The organism is Arthrobacter sp. AG258, assembly GCF_004364695.1.
Classification (GTDB): domain Bacteria; phylum Actinomycetota; class Actinomycetes; order Actinomycetales; family Micrococcaceae; genus Arthrobacter.
Window position 1 is genome coordinate 179,482 of the sequence record NZ_SOBI01000005.1, and the last position, 17,797, is coordinate 197,278.

General features: G+C 66.9%; 20 protein-coding genes. 14 read left to right on the plus strand and 6 right to left on the minus strand.

The window, feature by feature from the left end; all coding sequences use genetic code 11:
* Nucleotides 1-3: 3 nt before the first annotated feature.
* Nucleotides 4-2,016, minus strand: a complete 2,013-nt coding sequence (locus DFO47_RS12320; RefSeq protein WP_133831967.1) for a rhamnogalacturonan lyase — start codon at nucleotides 2,014-2,016, stop codon at nucleotides 4-6.
* Between the two features lie 198 nt (nucleotides 2,017-2,214).
* On the opposite strand from DFO47_RS12320, the gene DFO47_RS12325 reads away from it, so the two are divergent.
* The gene (locus tag DFO47_RS12325; protein ID WP_133831821.1) at nucleotides 2,215-2,442 is read left to right on the plus strand and encodes a hypothetical protein; all 228 of its coding nucleotides are present in this window, start codon (nucleotides 2,215-2,217) and stop codon (nucleotides 2,440-2,442) included.
* Between the two features lie 11 nt (nucleotides 2,443-2,453).
* Here DFO47_RS12325 and DFO47_RS12330 read toward each other — a convergent pair whose 3' ends face one another.
* Nucleotides 2,454-2,933, minus strand: coding sequence for an Lrp/AsnC family transcriptional regulator (locus DFO47_RS12330; protein ID WP_165838029.1), 480 nt, complete (start codon nucleotides 2,931-2,933; stop codon nucleotides 2,454-2,456).
* Nucleotides 2,934-3,016: 83 nt separating this feature from the next.
* Here DFO47_RS12330 and hisC point away from each other — a divergent pair, with 83 nt between their 5' ends.
* The 5 genes from hisC (at nucleotide 3,017) to DFO47_RS12355 (ending at nucleotide 6,781) form a co-directional block, all read left to right on the plus strand.
* The gene (hisC, locus tag DFO47_RS12335) at nucleotides 3,017-4,135 is read left to right on the plus strand and encodes a histidinol-phosphate transaminase (protein ID WP_133831822.1); all 1,119 of its coding nucleotides are present in this window, start codon (nucleotides 3,017-3,019) and stop codon (nucleotides 4,133-4,135) included.
* Between the two features lie 32 nt (nucleotides 4,136-4,167).
* Entirely contained in the window at nucleotides 4,168-4,818 is a 651-nt protein-coding gene (locus DFO47_RS12340; RefSeq protein WP_051083414.1) for a YitT family protein, read from the plus strand.
* A 100-nt stretch (nucleotides 4,819-4,918) separates the two neighbouring features.
* A complete protein-coding gene (locus DFO47_RS12345) occupies nucleotides 4,919-5,536 on the plus strand; it encodes a PAS and ANTAR domain-containing protein (RefSeq protein WP_133831823.1) in 618 nt (205 codons plus the stop codon).
* Nucleotides 5,537-5,561: 25 nt separating this feature from the next.
* Nucleotides 5,562-6,230: an NAD(P)-binding domain-containing protein gene (locus DFO47_RS12350; protein WP_347876405.1), complete on the plus strand. Its 669-nt coding sequence runs from the start codon at nucleotides 5,562-5,564 to the stop codon at nucleotides 6,228-6,230.
* Nucleotides 6,231-6,430: 200 nt separating this feature from the next.
* Nucleotides 6,431-6,781 (plus strand): hypothetical protein, encoded by a 351-nt coding sequence (locus DFO47_RS12355; protein ID WP_018760895.1) that lies wholly within the window; start codon nucleotides 6,431-6,433, stop codon nucleotides 6,779-6,781.
* A gap of 48 nt (nucleotides 6,782-6,829) precedes the next feature.
* Here the strand turns inward: DFO47_RS12355 and DFO47_RS12360 are convergent, their stop codons facing one another.
* Both DFO47_RS12360 and DFO47_RS12365 read right to left on the minus strand, forming a co-directional pair.
* Nucleotides 6,830-7,762: a threonine/serine dehydratase gene (locus DFO47_RS12360; RefSeq protein ID WP_133831825.1), complete on the minus strand. Its 933-nt coding sequence runs from the start codon at nucleotides 7,760-7,762 to the stop codon at nucleotides 6,830-6,832.
* A gap of 2 nt (nucleotides 7,763-7,764) precedes the next feature.
* A complete protein-coding gene (locus DFO47_RS12365; protein WP_133831826.1) occupies nucleotides 7,765-8,040 on the minus strand; it encodes a hypothetical protein in 276 nt (91 codons plus the stop codon).
* Nucleotides 8,041-8,228: 188 nt separating this feature from the next.
* On the opposite strand from DFO47_RS12365, the gene DFO47_RS12370 reads away from it, so the two are divergent.
* The 4 genes from DFO47_RS12370 to DFO47_RS12385 all read left to right on the plus strand — a co-directional run bounded on the left by DFO47_RS12370 (nucleotide 8,229) and on the right by DFO47_RS12385 (nucleotide 12,731).
* On the plus strand, nucleotides 8,229-9,482 hold the full coding sequence (locus DFO47_RS12370; RefSeq protein WP_133831827.1) for an SLC13 family permease: 1,254 nt from the start codon (nucleotides 8,229-8,231) through the stop codon (nucleotides 9,480-9,482).
* A gap of 116 nt (nucleotides 9,483-9,598) precedes the next feature.
* Nucleotides 9,599-10,183 carry an AAA family ATPase gene (locus tag DFO47_RS12375; protein ID WP_133831828.1) on the plus strand — a complete coding sequence of 195 codons (585 nt, stop codon included), beginning with the start codon at nucleotides 9,599-9,601 and terminating at the stop codon, nucleotides 10,181-10,183.
* 108 nt (nucleotides 10,184-10,291) lie between these two features.
* On the plus strand, nucleotides 10,292-11,779 hold the full coding sequence (locus tag DFO47_RS12380; protein WP_133831829.1) for a cation:dicarboxylase symporter family transporter: 1,488 nt from the start codon (nucleotides 10,292-10,294) through the stop codon (nucleotides 11,777-11,779).
* Between the two features lie 199 nt (nucleotides 11,780-11,978).
* Nucleotides 11,979-12,731 (plus strand): GntR family transcriptional regulator, encoded by a 753-nt coding sequence (locus DFO47_RS12385; protein ID WP_018760889.1) that lies wholly within the window; start codon nucleotides 11,979-11,981, stop codon nucleotides 12,729-12,731.
* A 6-nt stretch (nucleotides 12,732-12,737) separates the two neighbouring features.
* Here the strand turns inward: DFO47_RS12385 and DFO47_RS12390 are convergent, their stop codons facing one another.
* Together DFO47_RS12390 and DFO47_RS12395 are read right to left on the minus strand one after the other, a co-directional pair.
* Nucleotides 12,738-13,196 (minus strand): PTS glucose transporter subunit IIA, encoded by a 459-nt coding sequence (locus tag DFO47_RS12390; RefSeq protein ID WP_133831830.1) that lies wholly within the window; start codon nucleotides 13,194-13,196, stop codon nucleotides 12,738-12,740.
* On the minus strand, nucleotides 13,196-13,426 hold the full coding sequence (locus tag DFO47_RS12395; protein WP_018760887.1) for a PTS glucose/sucrose transporter subunit IIB: 231 nt from the start codon (nucleotides 13,424-13,426) through the stop codon (nucleotides 13,196-13,198). Before DFO47_RS12395 ends, DFO47_RS12390 begins: the two co-directional genes overlap by 1 nt.
* A 232-nt stretch (nucleotides 13,427-13,658) precedes the next feature.
* Here DFO47_RS12395 and DFO47_RS12400 point away from each other — a divergent pair, with 232 nt between their 5' ends.
* From DFO47_RS12400 to DFO47_RS12415, 4 genes are read left to right on the plus strand one after another with little or no spacing between them, the layout of a single operon-like run.
* Entirely contained in the window at nucleotides 13,659-14,909 is a 1,251-nt protein-coding gene (locus tag DFO47_RS12400; protein ID WP_018760886.1) for a PTS transporter subunit EIIC, read from the plus strand.
* Between the two features lie 43 nt (nucleotides 14,910-14,952).
* Complete coding sequence (gene nagB / locus DFO47_RS12405; RefSeq protein ID WP_133831831.1) at nucleotides 14,953-15,732, plus strand: glucosamine-6-phosphate deaminase; 780 nt, start codon at nucleotides 14,953-14,955, stop codon at nucleotides 15,730-15,732.
* Complete coding sequence (locus DFO47_RS12410; RefSeq protein WP_133831832.1) at nucleotides 15,717-16,526, plus strand: copper homeostasis protein CutC; 810 nt, start codon at nucleotides 15,717-15,719, stop codon at nucleotides 16,524-16,526. Before nagB ends, DFO47_RS12410 begins: the two co-directional genes overlap by 16 nt.
* The gene (locus tag DFO47_RS12415) at nucleotides 16,516-17,715 is read left to right on the plus strand and encodes an amidohydrolase family protein (protein ID WP_109045622.1); all 1,200 of its coding nucleotides are present in this window, start codon (nucleotides 16,516-16,518) and stop codon (nucleotides 17,713-17,715) included. The genes DFO47_RS12410 and DFO47_RS12415 overlap by 11 nt, the downstream gene beginning before the upstream one ends.
* Nucleotides 17,716-17,797 lie beyond the last annotated feature (82 nt).

The window sequence follows — 17,797 nt, forward strand, 5'->3', positions numbered from 1 at the left end:
GTGCTACTTGGCCTTGCCGGCGTAGTAGACCGCCGGCAAGGCCGGGGCCTGCATGCCCTCACCGAGGAAGAAGCTCGGGTGCGGGGGCTGGTTGTAGCCCACGGTCTCGCGCGCTACGCCGGTCCGGTACATGGGATCGTGCATCAGGGTGCGGAGCCGGACGTCGGTGTGTGAGGTGCTGGTATAAATCCGCAACTCTGTGCTGTCAGCCGACGGGAACACGAGCTCTTCGCGCCAATCGCCCAGGAGGTCCGCCTGCAGCGACGGGTTGCCCTTGGTGTAGTTGTTGGTGCGGGCGCCGGTGGCGGTCAACAGCCGGTCGCTGGACTCCGTTTCCCAATTCCACTTGGAAATGGTGGGCACGCCATAGCCGGCCACGGCGTCGAAATCGTGGTCCACGATCTCCCGCAGCAGGTCGCCGTCCCACCAGGCCATGAAGTTGGCGGCGGGAATCTTGTCGGAAATCCGCTCACCCTTGGCGGACATCAGGTAGCCGACGGTGGAGTTCCACGCGGCGTCGCCACCCACCGCCCAGCTCTCCGAACCCGGGAAACGGGGGTCGATGTCGCCGGTGGCGCCGCGGCCGGTGTCCTTGAAGGCCGGGATGCTCCACAGGACCTCACCGGTGGCGGCGTCACGGAAGGTGGCACCGCGGTTTCCACTCGACCGCATGTCCTCGTGCACCGCGAACGTTTCCAGGCCGGGCCGGGAGGGATCGAGGTCGCCGGTATGGATGGCGTCGCCGTGGCCAAGCTTGGTGTTGTACAGCGGCTGGCCGTCGTCGTCGATGGTCATGGAGCCAAAGACGAACTCGTCCTTGCCATCCTGGTCCACGTCCGCCACGGAGAGGTTGTGGTTGCCCTGGCCCTTGTATTCAGCCCCGGCAGCGTCGGAATCGAACTTCCACCGCTTGGCCAGCTTGCCGTTCACCAGGTCATAGCTGACCAGGACGGTACGGGTGTAATAGCCGCGGCTGAACATCATGGACGGATGCTCGCCGTCGAGGTATGCCACAGCACTGAGGAACCGGTCCACGCGGTTGCCGTAGCCGTCCCCCCAGGCGGTGACGGTGCCGCGGGGCGGATCATAGGGAACGGTGTCCATGGCGGTGCCGGCAGCCCCATTGAACACCGTGAGGAATTCCGGCCCGGACAGGACATAGCCCGCGCTGTTGCGGTAGTCAGCCGCCGGGTCGCCAATGACGGTGCCCGCGGCATCCGTGGTGCCGTCCGCGGTCTTGAAGGCAACTTCGGCCTTGGCGTCGCCGTCGAAGTCGTAGGCGAGCATCTGGGTGTAGTGGGCGCCGGCGCGGATGTTGCGGCCCAGGTCGATGCGCCAGAGTTTGGTGCCGTCCATCTTGTAGGCGTCCACGTAGACGTTTCCGGTGTACCCGGACTGGGAGTTGTCCTTCGCGTTGGAGGGATTCCACAGCTGGATGATTTCGTAGGCGCCGTCGCCGTCCAGGTCCGCCACGCTCGAGTCGTTGGCGCTGTAGGTGTAGGCCTGCCCCGCCGGGGTGACGCCGTCGGCCGGCTTATCCAGCTTGATGGGCAGGTAGTTTTGGGCCAGCGGACTGAACCCGGCGCTCAGCTTGTCCTGCCCCTCGCCGTTGCCCACGGTCTTGATGACGTAAGTGGAGTCCGCCTTGCCTGCGCGGTCCACGTAGGTGGTGGTGCCACGGACGGGTTGATCGGTGATCTGGACGCCGTCGCGGATGACGTGGAAGCCCACGCTGTCCTTGTCCAGGCCCAGCATCCGCCAGCCCAGCGAGACGCCCTGGTCCGTCAGGACGGCAACCGGGGCACGGTCAAGGCTCTCCACCTGCCGCTTCAGCTGCTGCCCTGCCGGCGCTGCCGGGACAGCCGGGGAGCCGGAATTTGCCGGCGTTGCGGGAATTGCCGGCGCCGCGGGGTCCGCGGCCGCTGATGGAAGGCCGGTGAACGCAATCGCTGCCGCCGCCAGGGCGGCAGCAGCAGCCTTCGGCGCCCTGCCCGTCCGGGGCGTCGGGGAATACATTGAGGGGTTTGCCAAAAGAACATCTCCTTTGATGCGGCGGCAGCACAGGGCACCGCCCAGCCATTTTGGAACGTTTCATTCACAGTGGACAGTCCCCCTTACGAGTGATTTTGAGGAGGATTGCTGCGAGGAAACGCTTTCTGCCCTTAACGTCTATCAGCGCCTGACAATTTCAGTCAAGGCTTTGACGGGATCTTAATGGGAGAAATTGTTCTGTTACGTTTCTTTCCGTTCGCCGGCGTTTCGCTGGTGGGTGGCCTGTCGCTGGACCGGCGCGACAAGGAGGACCTGGTGACCGTCACCCTGGAGCACCCGGTGCTGCGGCAACGCCAAGGCCAGATCCAGACCATGACCGGCCGCACCCAGCCGGCCACCCTGACCGCATTCGTGGACGCGCTCATCGACGCCCTGGACCAGCTTGCCTGACGGCGGTCCCGCTACTTCCGCGCAGCTGCCCGCAGCAGGGGCAGGGTCCGGGTGGGCATCACTTCCACCAGAGACATCGCGGTGCTGGTGCGGACGACGCCGTCGATGGCCAGCATCGCGTTGGTGATCCGGTGGAGATCGGCGGGGTCCTTCGCAGCCACTTTGGCGAGCAGGTCGGCGTCCCCGGTCGTGGCGTGCATTTCGATAATTTCCGGGATGGTCTGCAGTGCCGCTACGGCCTGGTCGCTGGATGACTGGCTGATGGAAATCGAGATGAAGGCAACCAGCGGCAGCCCCAGCGCCGCTGTGCGCACCCGCTGGCTGAAAGGGGCCAGGCTGCCGTCGTTCACCAGCCGCCTCAGCCTGGCGTGCACGGTGTTACGGGCCACGCCCAACGTCCGGGACAGTGAAAGGACGGTGGCTTGGGGGTCCTGGTCGAGTGTGAGGAGGATCTCGGCGTCCAGGGCATCAATGTGGTGCATAGTGAGCATTTTGCCACTTTCCCGGCAAGTAAATGCCTGATCTGTCCTGCCCGGGACGTCTGTGTTGCGCAGACGTCCTGCCTCACCCCACCATGCTGTCCATGACCGCTACCCTTCCCGATGCCGCCATGCCGGAACTCCGTGCCGCCGTCGCCCAGCTGCCCGCCTACGTGGCAGGCAAGGGCGCGCAGACTGATTTGACGGCCGCCCTGGCCGCCAACGAGAGCCACTTCGCTCCCCTGCCGTCGGTTGTGGAGGCGATTTCGGCGGAAGCGGGCCGGATCCACCGGTACCCCGGAATGGGAGCGCCGGAGGCCCGGGAAGCCATTGCCCGGCATTTCGGTGTCGCAGCCGAGGAAGTCGCTGCCGGCCCGGGCAGTTCCGGGGTGCTCCAGCAGATCATTTCGGCCGTGTGCGGCCACGGCGACGAAGTGGTGTTCGCATGGCGCTCCTTCGAGGCCTACCCCATCCTGGTGGCGGTGGCCGGCGCCGTTTCGGTGCCCGTGCCGCTCCTGGCCAATGAGCAGCACGACCTTCCCGCCATGGCGGCTGCCATCACGGACCGCACCCGGCTGGTGATCCTATGTTCGCCCAACAACCCCACGGGGGTCTCCATCAGCGCCGGCCAGCTGGAGGAGTTCCTCCAGTCCGTCCCGCCGCGGGTGCTGGTGGTGCTGGACGAGGCCTACATCGAGTTCCAGCGCGGACCCGGCGTTGATGCCCTGGATTTCTACCGCCGGTACCCCAACCTTTGTATCCTGCGCACTTTCTCCAAGGCCTACGGACTCGCCGGCCTGCGGATCGGCTACGCGATCGCCCGGCCGCAGATCACGGAGGGCCTCCGGCGCACCGCCGTGCCGTTCGGCGTGAACAGGATGGCGCAGGCCGCCGCGGTTGCCTCCCTTGCGGCCGGGGACGAAATCCTCCGGCGGACGGAGGCGGTGGCGGCGGAACGCAGCCGGGTCATCGACGCCCTCCGCGGCCATGGCTGGGACGTACCGGACAGCCAGGCGAACTTCTACTGGCTCCGCGCATCCGACGAGCTCCGCGAACAGGTCCTCGCCGCCCTGGGTGAGGCCGACATCCTGGCCCGCGGCTACGCCAAGGACGGCGTCCGGATTACGCTTGCGGACCCGGACACGAACGACAGGGTGCTTGCCGTCCTTGCCAATCGTGGACGCTTCCTGCCCCAGACGGGTGCGGCCCAGTGAGCGCCCCCGCGGAAACCCCCGCCGCACCCAGCATGGACGGCCGCGGGCACCAGGAAGGGCCGACGGCGGCGCGTCCAGGGCCGTCGTCGGCCGTCCGCCATTCGGCAGTCGAGGACGTCCTGGGCATCCTTACCGGCACCTTCGCAGCGTCCTTGGGCTTGTTCCTGCTCAAGTCGAGCGGGGCGGTGACGGGCGGAACCGCCGGCCTGGCGCTGCTGGTCAGCTACACCGTACCTTTGCCGTTCGGCATCATCTTCTTTGCGGTCAACCTGCCGTTCTTCGCCTTGGCAGTCTGGAAGAAGGGCTGGGATTTCGCCCTTCGGACCGGGGCGGCCATCGCACTGGTCTCGGTCCTGGCCGGCGTGCACCCGGCCGCATTCGGCTCCGTGCACCTGGACCCGCTGTACGGCGTGCTGGGCGGAAACCTGCTCGCCGGCGTCGGGCTGCTGATCCTGTTCCGGCACAAATCCAGCCTGGGCGGTTTCAACATCCTGGCCTTGCTCCTGCAGGAGAAGTTCGCGTGGCGCGCAGGCTACGTCCAGATGGTGCTTGACGTGGCCATCGTCCTGGCATCCCTCGTCCTCGTTGCGCCGCTGATGGTGGTCCTGTCCGCGGTGGGCGCCACCCTGTTGAACCTGGTCCTGGCCCTGAACCACCGGCCCGGCCGCTACCTGGGAATGTAAGCGGACAAGGGCCCATCCCGGCGACGGGAACTGCTATATTCTGTTCACTTGAATTTCCGGGCCAGGGGAGCCCGGATACAGCACGTCGAACGGCCCCACTGTGACTTCCAACAGCATCTCTTCACTTCCGGAATCAGCGGAGGATCTTAGCCCCGCGTACCTCAACTGCCCCACCGGGCTGGTGGAATATTTCTTCTCCGACGGTATCTTCCGCTGGTCTGATGACCTGTACCGCATTTACGGCTACGAGCGTGGCGACGTCATCCCCTCAATGGACATGGCCCTCGCCCACATCGAACCGGACGACAGGCCCACCGTGCAGGCGTTCTGGGACCGCGTGGCGGCATCGGGCGGCCCGTCATCGATCTACGTGTCCATCCGGGACCGAAAGGACCGGCAGCACAAGCTGCTCTTCTCGGCGGACTTCATCATCGAAAACGGTACCCCGGTGGGCGTCTGGGGTGTGGTGGTGGATCTGACCCAATCGATCCATACGGACCGGCACCAGCTGGCAACGGAAGCAGTCGCCGCGTCGGCCCGCAACCGCGCTGTCATCGAACAGGCAAAAGGCATCCTGATGGGCCGCAGCGGCGTCACCGCGGACGAAGCCTATGAGCTGATCAACCAACAAAGCCAGTCGCTGAACAAGAAGGTCCATGCGATTGCGCACGAAATCGTGGACCGGGCCGCACAGCATTCCCGCAGCCCACAGGGCTGACGCACTGGCAGGGCCCTGAAATATCCTGGCGCGGCCCGGTGTTGCCGCCCGTATGACAACAATCGGAATCATCGGTGCAGGACATATTGGCAGCCAGGTTGCACGGAAGGCCGTGGAGCTGGGCTACGACGTGGTCATCAGCAACTCCCGTGGGCCGGAAACCCTCCAGGAACTGGTGGCTGAGCTTGGCCCCAAGGCCCGCGCCGCCACCGCAGCCGAGGCTGCAGCCGCCGGGGACTTTGCCGTGGTCACCGTGCCGCTGAAGAACTACAAGGACATTCCGGCCGAGCCGCTGGCCGGCAAGATTGTCATCGACCCGAACAACTACTACTGGGAGCGGGACGGCAGGATTCCCGCCCTGGACAACGGCGAGGCCACCACCTCCGGCCTGCTCCAGGAGCACCTGCCCGAGTCCAAGGTGGCCAAGGGATTCAACCACATCATGGCCAAGGACATCACCTCAGACGGAACTCCGGCGGGAACCGAAAACCGGCGTGCGCTGGCCACCGCCAGCGACTACCCGGAGGCCGCCGAACTGGTCACGCGCCTGTACGACGAGTTCGGTTTCGACACGGTCAACGTCGGCCCGCTCTCGGAAAGCTGGCGGGTGGAGCGTGACCGCCCGGCCTACGTGAAGCGGCAGACGGCCGCTGAGCTGACCGCCAACCTGGCCAAGGCCCCGCGGACCATCTGACCCTGCAGCAGCGGGTTCAACCACTGGCCGGCAGGTCCTCCTGCCGGCCAGTGGTGCGCTCGGTGGCGCGTGGCGGGTCCTCGATGAGCCGACTGCAGGGCAGAAAGGGACCAAGGGAAGAAGCAATGAAAGCCGCCCCGAAGGCGAGGAGGTACCCGATCTGCTTACAATCGAAACCTCTGACCACTACTGAGGGACCCATGAAGAAACTCGCCACAGCCCTGTTTGCCGCCGGCCTCGTTGCCTCCGCCACGGCCTGCTCCGCCTCGCACCAACTGACCACCGCTGAAACCTGTGAGCGGATCCAGGCTGTTGTGTCGAACCCCGCCAACAACGCCGGCAAGACGGGCATGAACAACCTCGCCAACCAGATCCGCCCCATCCACGCCGTTGCGTCGGACGATCTCAAGCCCGCCCTCGCTTCGATCCTTGCGTACACGGATGAGCAGGCCAAGGAGAACCCGGACAAGGACAAGCTCGCCGATCTCCAGTCCGGCTACCAGGAGGCCGGCAGCACCTACAGCAAGTTCTGCGGCCAGGCCGCCGGCTAGGCTGCCGGGTGAAGGAACCGGCCGCCCCTCCGGGCGGCCGGTGACCTTTCAGAGCGTCGCCGGGTCTGTATTCGCGCCGCACAGGATCACGGCAACACGTTCATCCTTCCCGGGCACGTAAGCCCCGGAGGCCAGCGCGGCGTAGGCGGCTGCGGCACCATGCTCCACCACAATCCGGTAGTCGTTCCACAGCGCGGAGCGGGCGGCGACGATCTGTTCATCGGAGACCAGGACGCTTTTGACGCCGCAGCGGACCGCGACGGAGAAGCCGATGTCGCCTATGCGGCGGGCACCCAGGGAGTCCGCGGCGACGCCCGATACCGCGACGTCCACCGGTTCCCCTGCCGCCAGGGCGGCGTGGAGGGTGGGCGCAGTTTCCGGTTCCACAGCCACCACTTTGGCGCGGCCTTCCACTGCGGCAGCCACGCCGGCCATCAGTCCCCCGCCGCCCACGGCCACCAGGACGGTGTCCACCTCCGGCACCTGTTCCAGCAACTCGGAGCCCACGGTCCCGGCGCCGGCGGCAATTTCCGGCTGGTCGTAGGCATGGCAGTAGACGGCGCTGGTCTTCTCGGCGTGCGCAATGGCGGCCTGATAGGCGGCCGCGTACTCTGAACCGCCCTGGACCACGGTGGCACCGATGGCCCTGAGCTTGCCGACTTTGACGGCCGGTGCCGCTTCAGGAACGAAGACCGCTGCAGGCACCCCGAGCTGGGCCGCCGCATAGGCGTTTGCCAGGCCCGCGTTCCCGCCGGATGCCACAACCACCCCCACGTCCGCCTGCAGTTCACCCCGTTCCATGCTGGCCAGGATCCGGTTCAGCGCGCCACGGGCCTTGAACGTGCCCGTGTGCTGCATGAATTCGCATTTGAACCAGACCGGGCCGGCGGCGGTGCCGGCATCCGCCTGCAGGACTGGTGTCCTGCGGACAAGGCCCGCTGTCCGCTGCGCGGCCTGGTCGATGTCAGCGCGGGTGATCATTGTCAGACTTCGTCATCCCAGGTGCCCGGCTCCGCCAGCGCCTCTTCGGGCTTCTGTTCCGGGTCAGCCTCTTCGCCGCCCACATACGATGCCGGGACCGTTCCGGCAGCATGGCCCTGCTGTTCCTCGCGGATGTTGGATGCTCCCGGCTGTTCCAGGTGCTGGCCGGACTGCGGGGCCTTGGTGACGTCGTCCTTGGATTCGTCCTTGGCCCCGTCCGGGTCGCCCGGCCCACGGAGGTCTGCGGTGTTCTGGGGATCGTCGCTGGAAACGGTCATGGTCCTGCCTTTCACCTGGGAACTGCTGTACCGGCCGGGGAACCCCCGACCGGCTTCCAGCCTACGGCCTGGGATTTCGTATTCGATGAAACCTTGACGTCATCCCGGTCCGGCTCCGCCCGGCGTCGTATCCTGCTGTGGACGATGGCCGGCATGGCCAGCCGGCCACCCAGAACCCGGAGCCGAGCATGACTGCAGTCCAGATCATCCCGCTGGTGATACTCGTGGTGATGTTCGTTGCCGCCACCAAGTGGCCGCTGAACATCGGTGTGATGGGACTCGTGGCGTCCTTCGGCGTCGGGTACTTCATGCTGGGCATGTCGGACAGGCAGATCCTTGAGGCCTTCCCGGCCACGATCGTCCTGACCATCATTGGCGTCACGTATTTCTTCAGCATGGCCCAGCGGAACGGCACGATCGACCTCATCGTCAAGGGCTGCGTGCGCATGGTCCGCGGCAAGATGCTGCTGCTCCCATGGGTGTTCTTCCTGATCGCGGCCGCCCTCACCTCCCTGGGCACGTTCTCCCCCGCCGCGATTGCGCTGCTGGCACCGGCCGCCATCGGATTCGCCTATGAATCCCGCATCCACCCGGTGGTCATGGGCGCCTTCATCGTTAACGGCGCCCACGCAGGCGGGTTCTCACCGCTGTCCGTGGCCGGCGTCCTGGTCCACGACATTGCCCTCCGGAACGGCTTCCCGATCTCCCAGGCGGGCCTGTTCCTGGCCAGCTTCGCGCTGAACCTGCTCCTCTCGGTGCTGACCATCGCCTTGTTCGCCCTGCTGGGCAGGCTGCGCGACGGCGCGGGCGTCCGGGGCCAGGACATCGACACCGCTACCGGCCGCCCGCATGGCGAGCAGGTGCTGACGCTGGCACTGATTGCCGGCATGCTCGTGTGTACCCTCGGCTTCCACATGCCCATCGGCTTCGTTGCGCTCTCCGCGGGCCTCCTGCTGGCCTTCATCAACGTCAGGGAACACCGGTCGTTCATCGGCGGGATCTCCTGGTCCACCGTCCTGATGGTGGCCGGCATGATCACCTATGTGTCCCTGCTGCAGCATGTAGGCGTGATCGACACTCTCGCCGGGGAGGCCCTGGCACTCGGTGCGCCGCTGCTGATCGCCCTCATCCTGTGTTACGTGATTGGCGTCGGCTCCGCTTTCGCCTCCTCCACCGCCCTGTTGACCGCCTTCATCCCGCTGGCCGGCCCGCTGCTGGCCACGAGCTCGCTCAGCCCTTCCGGGACCATTGCCGCGCTGGCCGTCGCCGCCACCGTCGTCGATGTCTCCCCCTTCTCCACCGACGGCGCCCTGGTGGTGGCCAACGCCCGCGACGACGACCGCCCGCGGGTCTACAAGCAGCTGATGTTCTATGCGGGCGGCGTGGTCCTGGTGGCGCCGGCGCTGGCGTGGGCACTTCTGGTACCTACCGGGGTCATGTAGGCGGCTGGCTCCGGGCGGCCTGCCCGGGCCCCGGCCGTTCCCCACCCTGTGAATTGCGCCTCACTCGGGACGTTGCGCCCCGGCGCGGCGTTAAACGGGGCATCGGAGGAGGCCGGATGATCATTGTGCTGACAGGCATCGACGGATCGGGGAAGTCGACGGCGGCCCGTGCTCTAATCGCCGGTGTCCGGGCCCGGGGAGGCCGGGCCCGGTTGCTCAACAACCATGCGGGCCGGCGTGTCATGTCCCTGCTGGCCGCCAGGTTGGGAGTTGGCTTGCCCGCCAGGTTGTCCGACGCCGTCGAGACCGTCCTCAGGGTGGGCAACGTGCTGGTTTCACACCTGCGCGCCAGCCGCTACGACGGCTTGGTTGTCATGGACCGGCACCTCTACTGCCAGCTGGCGCTGCGAACCGCCAATGGACTGCCACGGGGCCGGTTGCTTCCATGGTTGCTCGCCCGCCTCCCGGAACCGGACGCCATCTTCCACCTGGACATCGAACCCGCCGAAGCATACCGCCGCATCGTTGCACGTGGCACGGATTCCGAGACCCTTGATGACCTCGCCGCATTCCAGTCGGGATACCGGGAACTGCCGGAGTACGCGGGGTTCGTGAAGCTGGACGCCTCGGTCCCGGCCCATGAGCTGGCAGCCGACCTGGCCTCGCGCCTGGCGCTGCCTTCAGTCACAAAGCCGGATTAGCCTTCCGTATTGTGGAATTTGGTTTTCCTCTTGCGGAATAGTGTGACCGGGATTACGTTGGAAACGAGCCCCGAAAACGGGCTGTTCCCAATTGATAGGCAAAGGTCAATGAAGATCCCTAACCCTGAGGCACTGAAGGCGAGTTCGGTGCCCGCGAAGAGGAAGCCGCTGTATAAGTCGCTCTTCTTCCAGATTCTGATCGCCGTCGTGGCAGGTGTGCTCATCGGGCATTTCTGGCCGGACCTCGGATCCCAACTGAGGCCGCTTGGAGATGGCTTCATCAAACTCATCAAGATGATCATCGCGCCGCTGATCTTCCTGGTGATCGTCACCGGAATATCGGCCGTTGGCGACGTCAAAGCGGTCGGCCGGGTTGGCGTCAAGGCCCTGCTCTACTTCACCGGGGCCACGCTGTTCGCCCTTGTCTTCGGCCTGATCGTGGGCAACATCGTCCAGCCGGGCGCCGGGCTGAACATCGACCCGTCCACCCTCTCCCAGGCCGACCTGGACGCGAAGACCGGGTCCGCGGCACCCAAGGATGCGGCGTCGTTCATCCTGGACATCATTCCCGCCAGCGTCATCGGCGCCTTCGCCAGCAACAGCCTCCTCCAGGTCCTCTTCTTCTCCGTCTTCTTCGGTGCAGCGATCGTCGTGATCGGCCGCGAGCGGTGCATGCCGGTGGTCAATGTCATGGAAACGGTCCTGGAACTGATCTTCAAGATCATGGCCTGGATCATGAAAGTGGCTCCCCTAGGCGCATTTGGTGCCATGGCCTTCATCATCGGCCAGTACGGGCTGGACACGCTGAGTACCTATGCGGTCCTGATTGCCGCCTGCTACGGCGCTGCGCTGGTGTTCATTGGCCTGCTGTTCGTCGTGGCCTGGGGCTTTGCCCGGGTGCCGCTCTGGCATTTCCTCAAATACACCCGGGAAGAATTCCTGCTGGCCCTGGGCACAGCGTCCACCGAAGCGGTGATGCCCCGGATCATGACCAAACTGACCAACGCGGGCTGCTCCCGCGCCACCACGGGCCTGGTGGTTCCCACCGGCTACTCCTTCAACCTGGACGGCGCGGCGATCTACCTGTCGATCTCCTTGCTGTTCCTTGCCCAGGCCTTCGGCCACCACCTTGACCTGGGCCAGCAGCTGGCGGCCCTGGGCGTGCTGCTGCTGACATCCAAGGGCATGGCAGGGGTCCCGGGATCGTCGTTCCTGGCCCTGTCGGCCACGGCCGCCGCACTGGGCATCTTCCCGGTGGCCGGCGTCGCGCTCCTCCTCGGCGCCGACCGGCTCATGGACTCGATGCGCGTGGTGGTGAACCTGCTGGGCAACTGCGTGGCAACGTTCGTGGTGTCCAAGTGGGAGGGCCAGTTTGACCACAGCGTCATGGTGCGGGCCTTCAAAGGTGAAATCACCAACCACGACTCGGCCATCCTGCTCGGCAAGGAAGAGGATTTCGAAGGCCAGGAGTTGCAGCGCCTGACCGAAGGCCAGGATCCTTCGCCGAAGTTCCGCGGCGCGCCAACCCGCGACGTCATCCCCGAACTCCCGGCGGATGGGAGTGCCCGCGTGGGGTTCGGCAGCAAGGCACAGTAGGCATTCTGCCCGGCAGGTAAAGGAAAAAAGGGGAAGGCCAGGACAGCGACGTCCTGGCCTTTCCGTCTTTCCTGCCGCTGCCGCTGCCGGCCAAGCGTCCGGCAGCCCGCCGCCAACACGCGTCTCCTTGGACGGCTCCGTGTGGAATAATCCGAGAAAGTGGTCCTAACCGGACCGCTCCAGACGAAGGAGGGGCTGGATGTCCGCCACACCCGGCAACACGGCGCAGGCGGCCACCGCGCCCATCAATAACACCCAGGTCCCCAAGCATGAGCAGCTCCGGCTCATCATCCTCAAACTTGCCAAGGAGGAGCTGGAGCCCGGCGCCCGGCTTCCCAGCGAGCGGACCCTCATGGATTCCTACGGCGTCAGCCGCATCACCGTGCGCGCCGCGATCGGCCGCCTGGTCAACGAAGGGCACTTGGTGCGGGTTCCGGCGAAGGGGACGTTCGTGGCGGACTCCCCGGTCCAGTCCACGCTGCACCTGGCCTCCTTCACGCAGGAGATGGAGGCGATGGGCCACGTCCCGAGCACGGTGGTCCTGGTGGCCGAACAGGTCCCGGCCCCCGAGGACACGGCAGCCGCACTCAGCCTCGCCCCGGGCGCGGAGGCGTTCCACCTGAAGCGGCTCCGCCTTGCGGACGGCCGCCCGGTGAGCGTGGACGATGCCTGGTACAACCCCCAGCATGCGCCGGGACTGCTGGGCATCGACCTCACCGGCTCCGTCTACAAGGCCCTGGCTGCGCAGTTCGGCCACCAGATCGACCGGGCGCGCCAGAGCGTCCGGTCCGAGGGCGCCCCGGCCGATATCGGGGCACTCCTGGGGACGGGCACCGGCGCGCCGGTGCTGGCGTTTGACCGCGTGTCCTATTCGGGCGCGCTGGCCATCGAGCATTCGCGCTCCTGGTACCGCTCGGACCGCTACTCCCTCAGCATGGAGGTCCGCTTGTGACGCGGTTCAGCCGAGCGTAAACAACAGCTCGCCGGCCGTGACCTTGGCGGCCTCCACCAAGGTGGCGGTGTCCGGCTTGGAATCCAGGACGACGACGGGGCTCACCATTGAGTAGCCCGCAGCCAGGGCTGCAGTGGGATCCACATGCATGACCGGCTCTCCGGCCCCGACCACGTCGCCTTGCGCCACAAGCACCTTAAAGCCTTCGCCCTTGAGCTTGACGGTGTCGATGCCGACGTGCGTCAGGACGCCACGGCCTGACGACTCGACCACCACGAACGCGTGCGGCAGCATCTTGACCACTTTCCCTGCGACTGGGGACACCACGTCGAACGCCACCCCGGCGGGCGGCTCCACGGCTGCGCCGGAACCCACCATCTGGCCTGCGAAGACGGGGTCCGGCACGTCGGCCAGCGGAATGACCGACCCGCCGATTGGGGCCTGGACCGGCAAGGACTGCGCCACTAGAGGAGGTCCTCGATGTCTTCGGCCAGCGTGTCCGCCTCCGGGCCCACAATGACCTGCACGGCGGTGCCGGCGGCCAGGACGCCATGGGCTCCCGCAGCCTTGAGCGACGCCTCGTTGACCAGCGAGGAGTCCTTCACCTCGGTGCGCAGCCGCGTGATGCACGCTTCCACTTCCACGATGTTGCCGGCTCCGCCCAGGCCTTCGATGATTTTTTCTGCTTTGGACATGGCTGCCCTTTCTGACGGTGCCCGTACGGAGCACATCTTCCTACACCTGGGCCGGCGGCCCCGGTACGACCAATGATGGCGTCTTTCGCCACGGGCGGCCCGTCCTGGAGGGAATTTTCCTTCCTTGACACCGGACCGTGGGATGAATCACACTGAACTGGTCATAACCAGACAGTACCGGCTGGAACCCATTCTTCACAAGCCCCCACCCGAACCCCGCAGAGGTGCAACCATGCCAACATCCGAGACCACCGCCCTGGCCCCAGAGAAGAAGCCAAACCGGGCCTTCGCCACCCTTCAGCGGCTGGGCCGCTGCCTGATGCTCCCCATCGCCGTCCTTCCCGCCGCCGGCATCCTGCTGCGCATCGGCCAGGCCGACCTGCTCGGCGCCATCCCCGGTTTCGAAGGCGGCGCGTCCGTCATCTCCGCCGCAGGCAACGCCGTCTTCACCTGGCTGCCCCTCATCTTCGCGGTGGGCATCGCCGTCGGCTGGGCCAAGAAGGCAGACGGCTCCACCGCACTTGCGGCGGTGGTGGGCTACATGGTGATCGACGGCGTCTTCAAGGCGATGTCTCCCCTGGTCCTGGACGGCCAGCTGGACCCCGCGGGGAAGCCGGCCATGATCAATTACGGCGTCCTCGCCGGAATCGTGGTGGGCCTGTTGTCCGCCGGCCTGTGGCAGCGGTTCTACCGCACCAAGCTGCCCGACTTCCTCGGCTTCTTCAGCGGCCGGCGCCTGGTCCCCATCCTGACATCCGTCACCAGCCTGGTGGCCGGCGTCGTCCTGGCCCTGCTGTACCCGCTCTTCAACGCAGGCCTCTCCGCAGTGGGACAGGCTGTGGCGGGCAACGCGGTACTCGGCGGCGGAATCTACGGCTTCGCCAACCGCATGCTCATCCCTGCAGGGCTCCACCACATCCTGAACTCGGGCGTGTGGTTCCTCATCGGCGATTACACGGACGCATCCGGCCACCTGGTCCGCGGCGACCTCAACCGCTTCTTCGCCGGCGACCCCACCGCCGGCACCTTCATGACCGGCTTCTTCCCCATCATGATGTTCGGCCTGCCCGCCGCGGCCCTTGCCATCTGGCGCCACGCCAAGCCGTCGCAGAAGAAGATCGTGGGCGGCATCATGCTCTCCACCGCACTCACGGCGTTCTTCACCGGCATCACCGAGCCCCTTGAGTACTCGTTCATGTTCGTCGCGTTCCCGCTCTACGTCGTCCATGCCGCCCTGACCGGAACCTCCATGGCCCTGGTGAACGCACTGGGCATCCACGACGGCTTCACGTTCTCAGCCGGCCTGATCGACTTCGTCCTCAACTTCGGTAAAGCACAGAACGCGTGGATGCTGATCCCGATCGGCCTGGGCTACGCGGCCATCTACTACTTCCTCTTCTCGTTCGTCATCAAGCGCTGGAACCTTCGCACGCCGGGCCGTGAGGACGACGAAGTGACGGTGGAAACCGAAGCCGCAAAGTAGACCGCCCACCAACTGCACCCTCCAGCCGAAAGCAACCCAACGCATGGAAATCATCATTCTGCCCACCCCTGACGACGTCGCCCGCACGGCCGCGGATGCCATCGAGGAACAGGTCCGCCGCGGCCCGTCCGTCCTGGGACTGGCCACGGGCTCCACACCCCTGGGTACCTACCGCGAACTGATCGACCGGCACCGGAATGGCGGGCTGAGCTTCGCCTCGGCCCAGGCCTTCCTGCTGGACGAGTACGTGGGCCTGCCTGCCGGGCATCCCCAGTCCTACCACTCGGTCATCCGGGACGAATTCACGGCAAGCGTGGACTTCGGCGCCGGCGCGGTCCACGGGTTGGACGGCATGGCCCGGGATCCGCAGGCGGAGGCCGCCGCGTACGAAGCCCGGATCGCCGCCGCCGGAGGGGTGGATATCCAGATCCTGGGCATCGGGACGGACGGCCATGTGGGCTTCAATGAGCCCATGTCCTCGCTCGCCTCCCGCACTCGGATCAAGACGCTCACCCGCCAGACCCGCCAGGACAACGCGCGCTTCTTTGCTGCACAGGAGGAGGTCCCGGACCATGTGCTGACCCAGGGCCTGGGCACCATCCGGGAGGCCCGGCACCTGCTGCTGCTGGCTATGGGCGAGGCCAAGGCAGAAGCCGTGGCGGCCGCCGTCGAAGGTCCCGTCGCGGCGGCCTGCCCGGCGTCGGCCCTCCAACTGCACCCGCACGTGTCGGTGCTGGTGGACGAGGCCGCGGCCTCACGGCTCGCCCACCGCGAGTACTACCAGGACACCTTCGGCCGGAAGCCGGCATGGCAGGGACTCTGAGCTCCAGGCGGGTGCCCAGGGCCGGGACCGTGCAGTTGGAGTTGGCGGTGGAGAATGCCGGCGGCGTCCGGCTGGCCGCTGCCGTGGGCGCTGCCCGCGTTGAACTGTGCGCCGCCCTGGCGGAAACAGAGGGCATCACGCCGAGCATCGGCACCATCGGGCAGGCCTGCGGCCTGGGACTTCCCGTCCATGTCCTGGTGCGTCCGCGGCCCGGCGACTTCAGCTATTCGCCGGAAGAGCTCGATGTCATCGAGCACGATGCCACCGCGGCTTTGGCCGCCGGAGCCGCGGGTGTGGTGGTTGGTGTCCTGTCCCCGGACGGCAGCCCGGACATCCCGGCGATCCGCCGCATCGTTGCTGCTGCGCGGGCCGTGAAACCGGAAGCCGAAATCACGTTCCACCGCGCGTTCGACGCAGCCCTGGCAGCTGGTGCCGACCCGGCCGAGGTGCTCTCCTTACTGGAGCACGCCGGAGTGGACCGCGTCCTCACCAGTGGGGGCGGTCCCGACTGCGCCGCGGGGTTGGAGATGCTGGGCCGGCTTGTGCAGCAGGGGCGCCACAGTGCGCCATCGGTCCAGATCATGGCGGGCGGGGGCGTCACCCTGGCGCTGGTACCGTCGCTCCTTGAAGCGGGGGTCCATGCCGTGCACACCTCGGCGCGGCCCCGGCACGGCGGCGCGGCGGGCGGCGGACACCGGTCCGGCGCCGCGGACCCCGCACTGGCAGCACGCATTGCCGCTGCTGTTTCCATCGATGATTTCACCGAACAAAGGACCTTGAACCATGGGCGATGACGTTGTTCTTCGCGGCCGCATAGTCACCGCCTCGCTGGATGTTGCGGATGGAGTGGTGGCGGCCGACGGCGGCCTGGTCACCTTCGCCGGGCCGGCGCGGGGCTTCCCCGGGGTTCTTCCGCCCGAGGCACCCGCCGGCCGGGTCTTGATGCCGGGCCTCGTGGACGTGCACTGCCACGGCGCCTATGGTTCGGATTTCTCGGAGGGCGATCCCGATGGCGCGGCGCGGGCGGCGCGCTACCTGCACAGCCGTGGAACCACCACGCTGGTGGCAAGCCTGGTCACCGGAAAGCCCGGGGACCTGGTGCGGAACCTTGGAATGCTAAGGGAGCTGGCAGGCCAGGAGCTGGTTGCCGGCTCGCACCTGGAAGGTCCGTTCCTCTCGGGCCACCAGTGCGGTGCGCACGATCCCGGCCTGCTCCTGGAACCCGATCCGGATTTGGTGGCCCGCATGCTGGCCACGGCGGGGAAATCCCTGGTATCGATGACCCTCGCGGCAGAGCTGCCGGGTGCCTCCGAACTTGCGGTCCGGCTTGCGGCCCAAGGGATCATTCCGTCCCTGGGCCACACCGCAGCGGACCATGCGACGGCGGCAGCCTTCCTGGCACGCGCGGCGGAGGCCTTGGATTCGGCCGGCAACGCGACCGGGAGGAACCGCCCAACGGTGACCCACTTGTTCAATGCCATGCCGCCACTGCACCACCGCTCGCCCGGGCCGGTATCGGCGAGCCTCAGTGCGGCCAAGGCCGGGCAGGCCGTGGTGGAGCTGATTGCCGATGGCGTTCACCTTGCCCCGGAAACCGTGAAGTTGGTGTTTGACCTCGTGGGGCCGGAGAACATCACGCTGGTGACCGACTCGATGGCCGCCACCGGCCTGGAGGATGGGCAGTACATGCTGGGCTCCCTCGCCGTGACGGTTGCCGGCGGCGTAGCCCGGGTTGACGCCACGGGTGCCATTGCAGGGGGTACCAGCACGTTGCTGGATGTCATCCGCTCCTGCGTGGCTGCCGGCGTTCCCTTGCGGGATGCCGTCACCTCCGCCTCCGCCGTCCCCGCATCATTGTTGGGTCTCTCGGCGCAGGCCGGTGACCTGCGCGCCGGGATGCAGGCCGACGTCGTGGTCCTTGACCACGACCTGAGCCTGGCGGCAGTGCTGCGCAGGGGCCAATGGGCCAGCGCACCCAGCTGAGCAATCGGGGCAGGCTCCGCGGGTGTTTGGGCCCGGTCCAGCATGGTCCCGGGCTCATCACCTGCGTTCATGGCAGATCTGG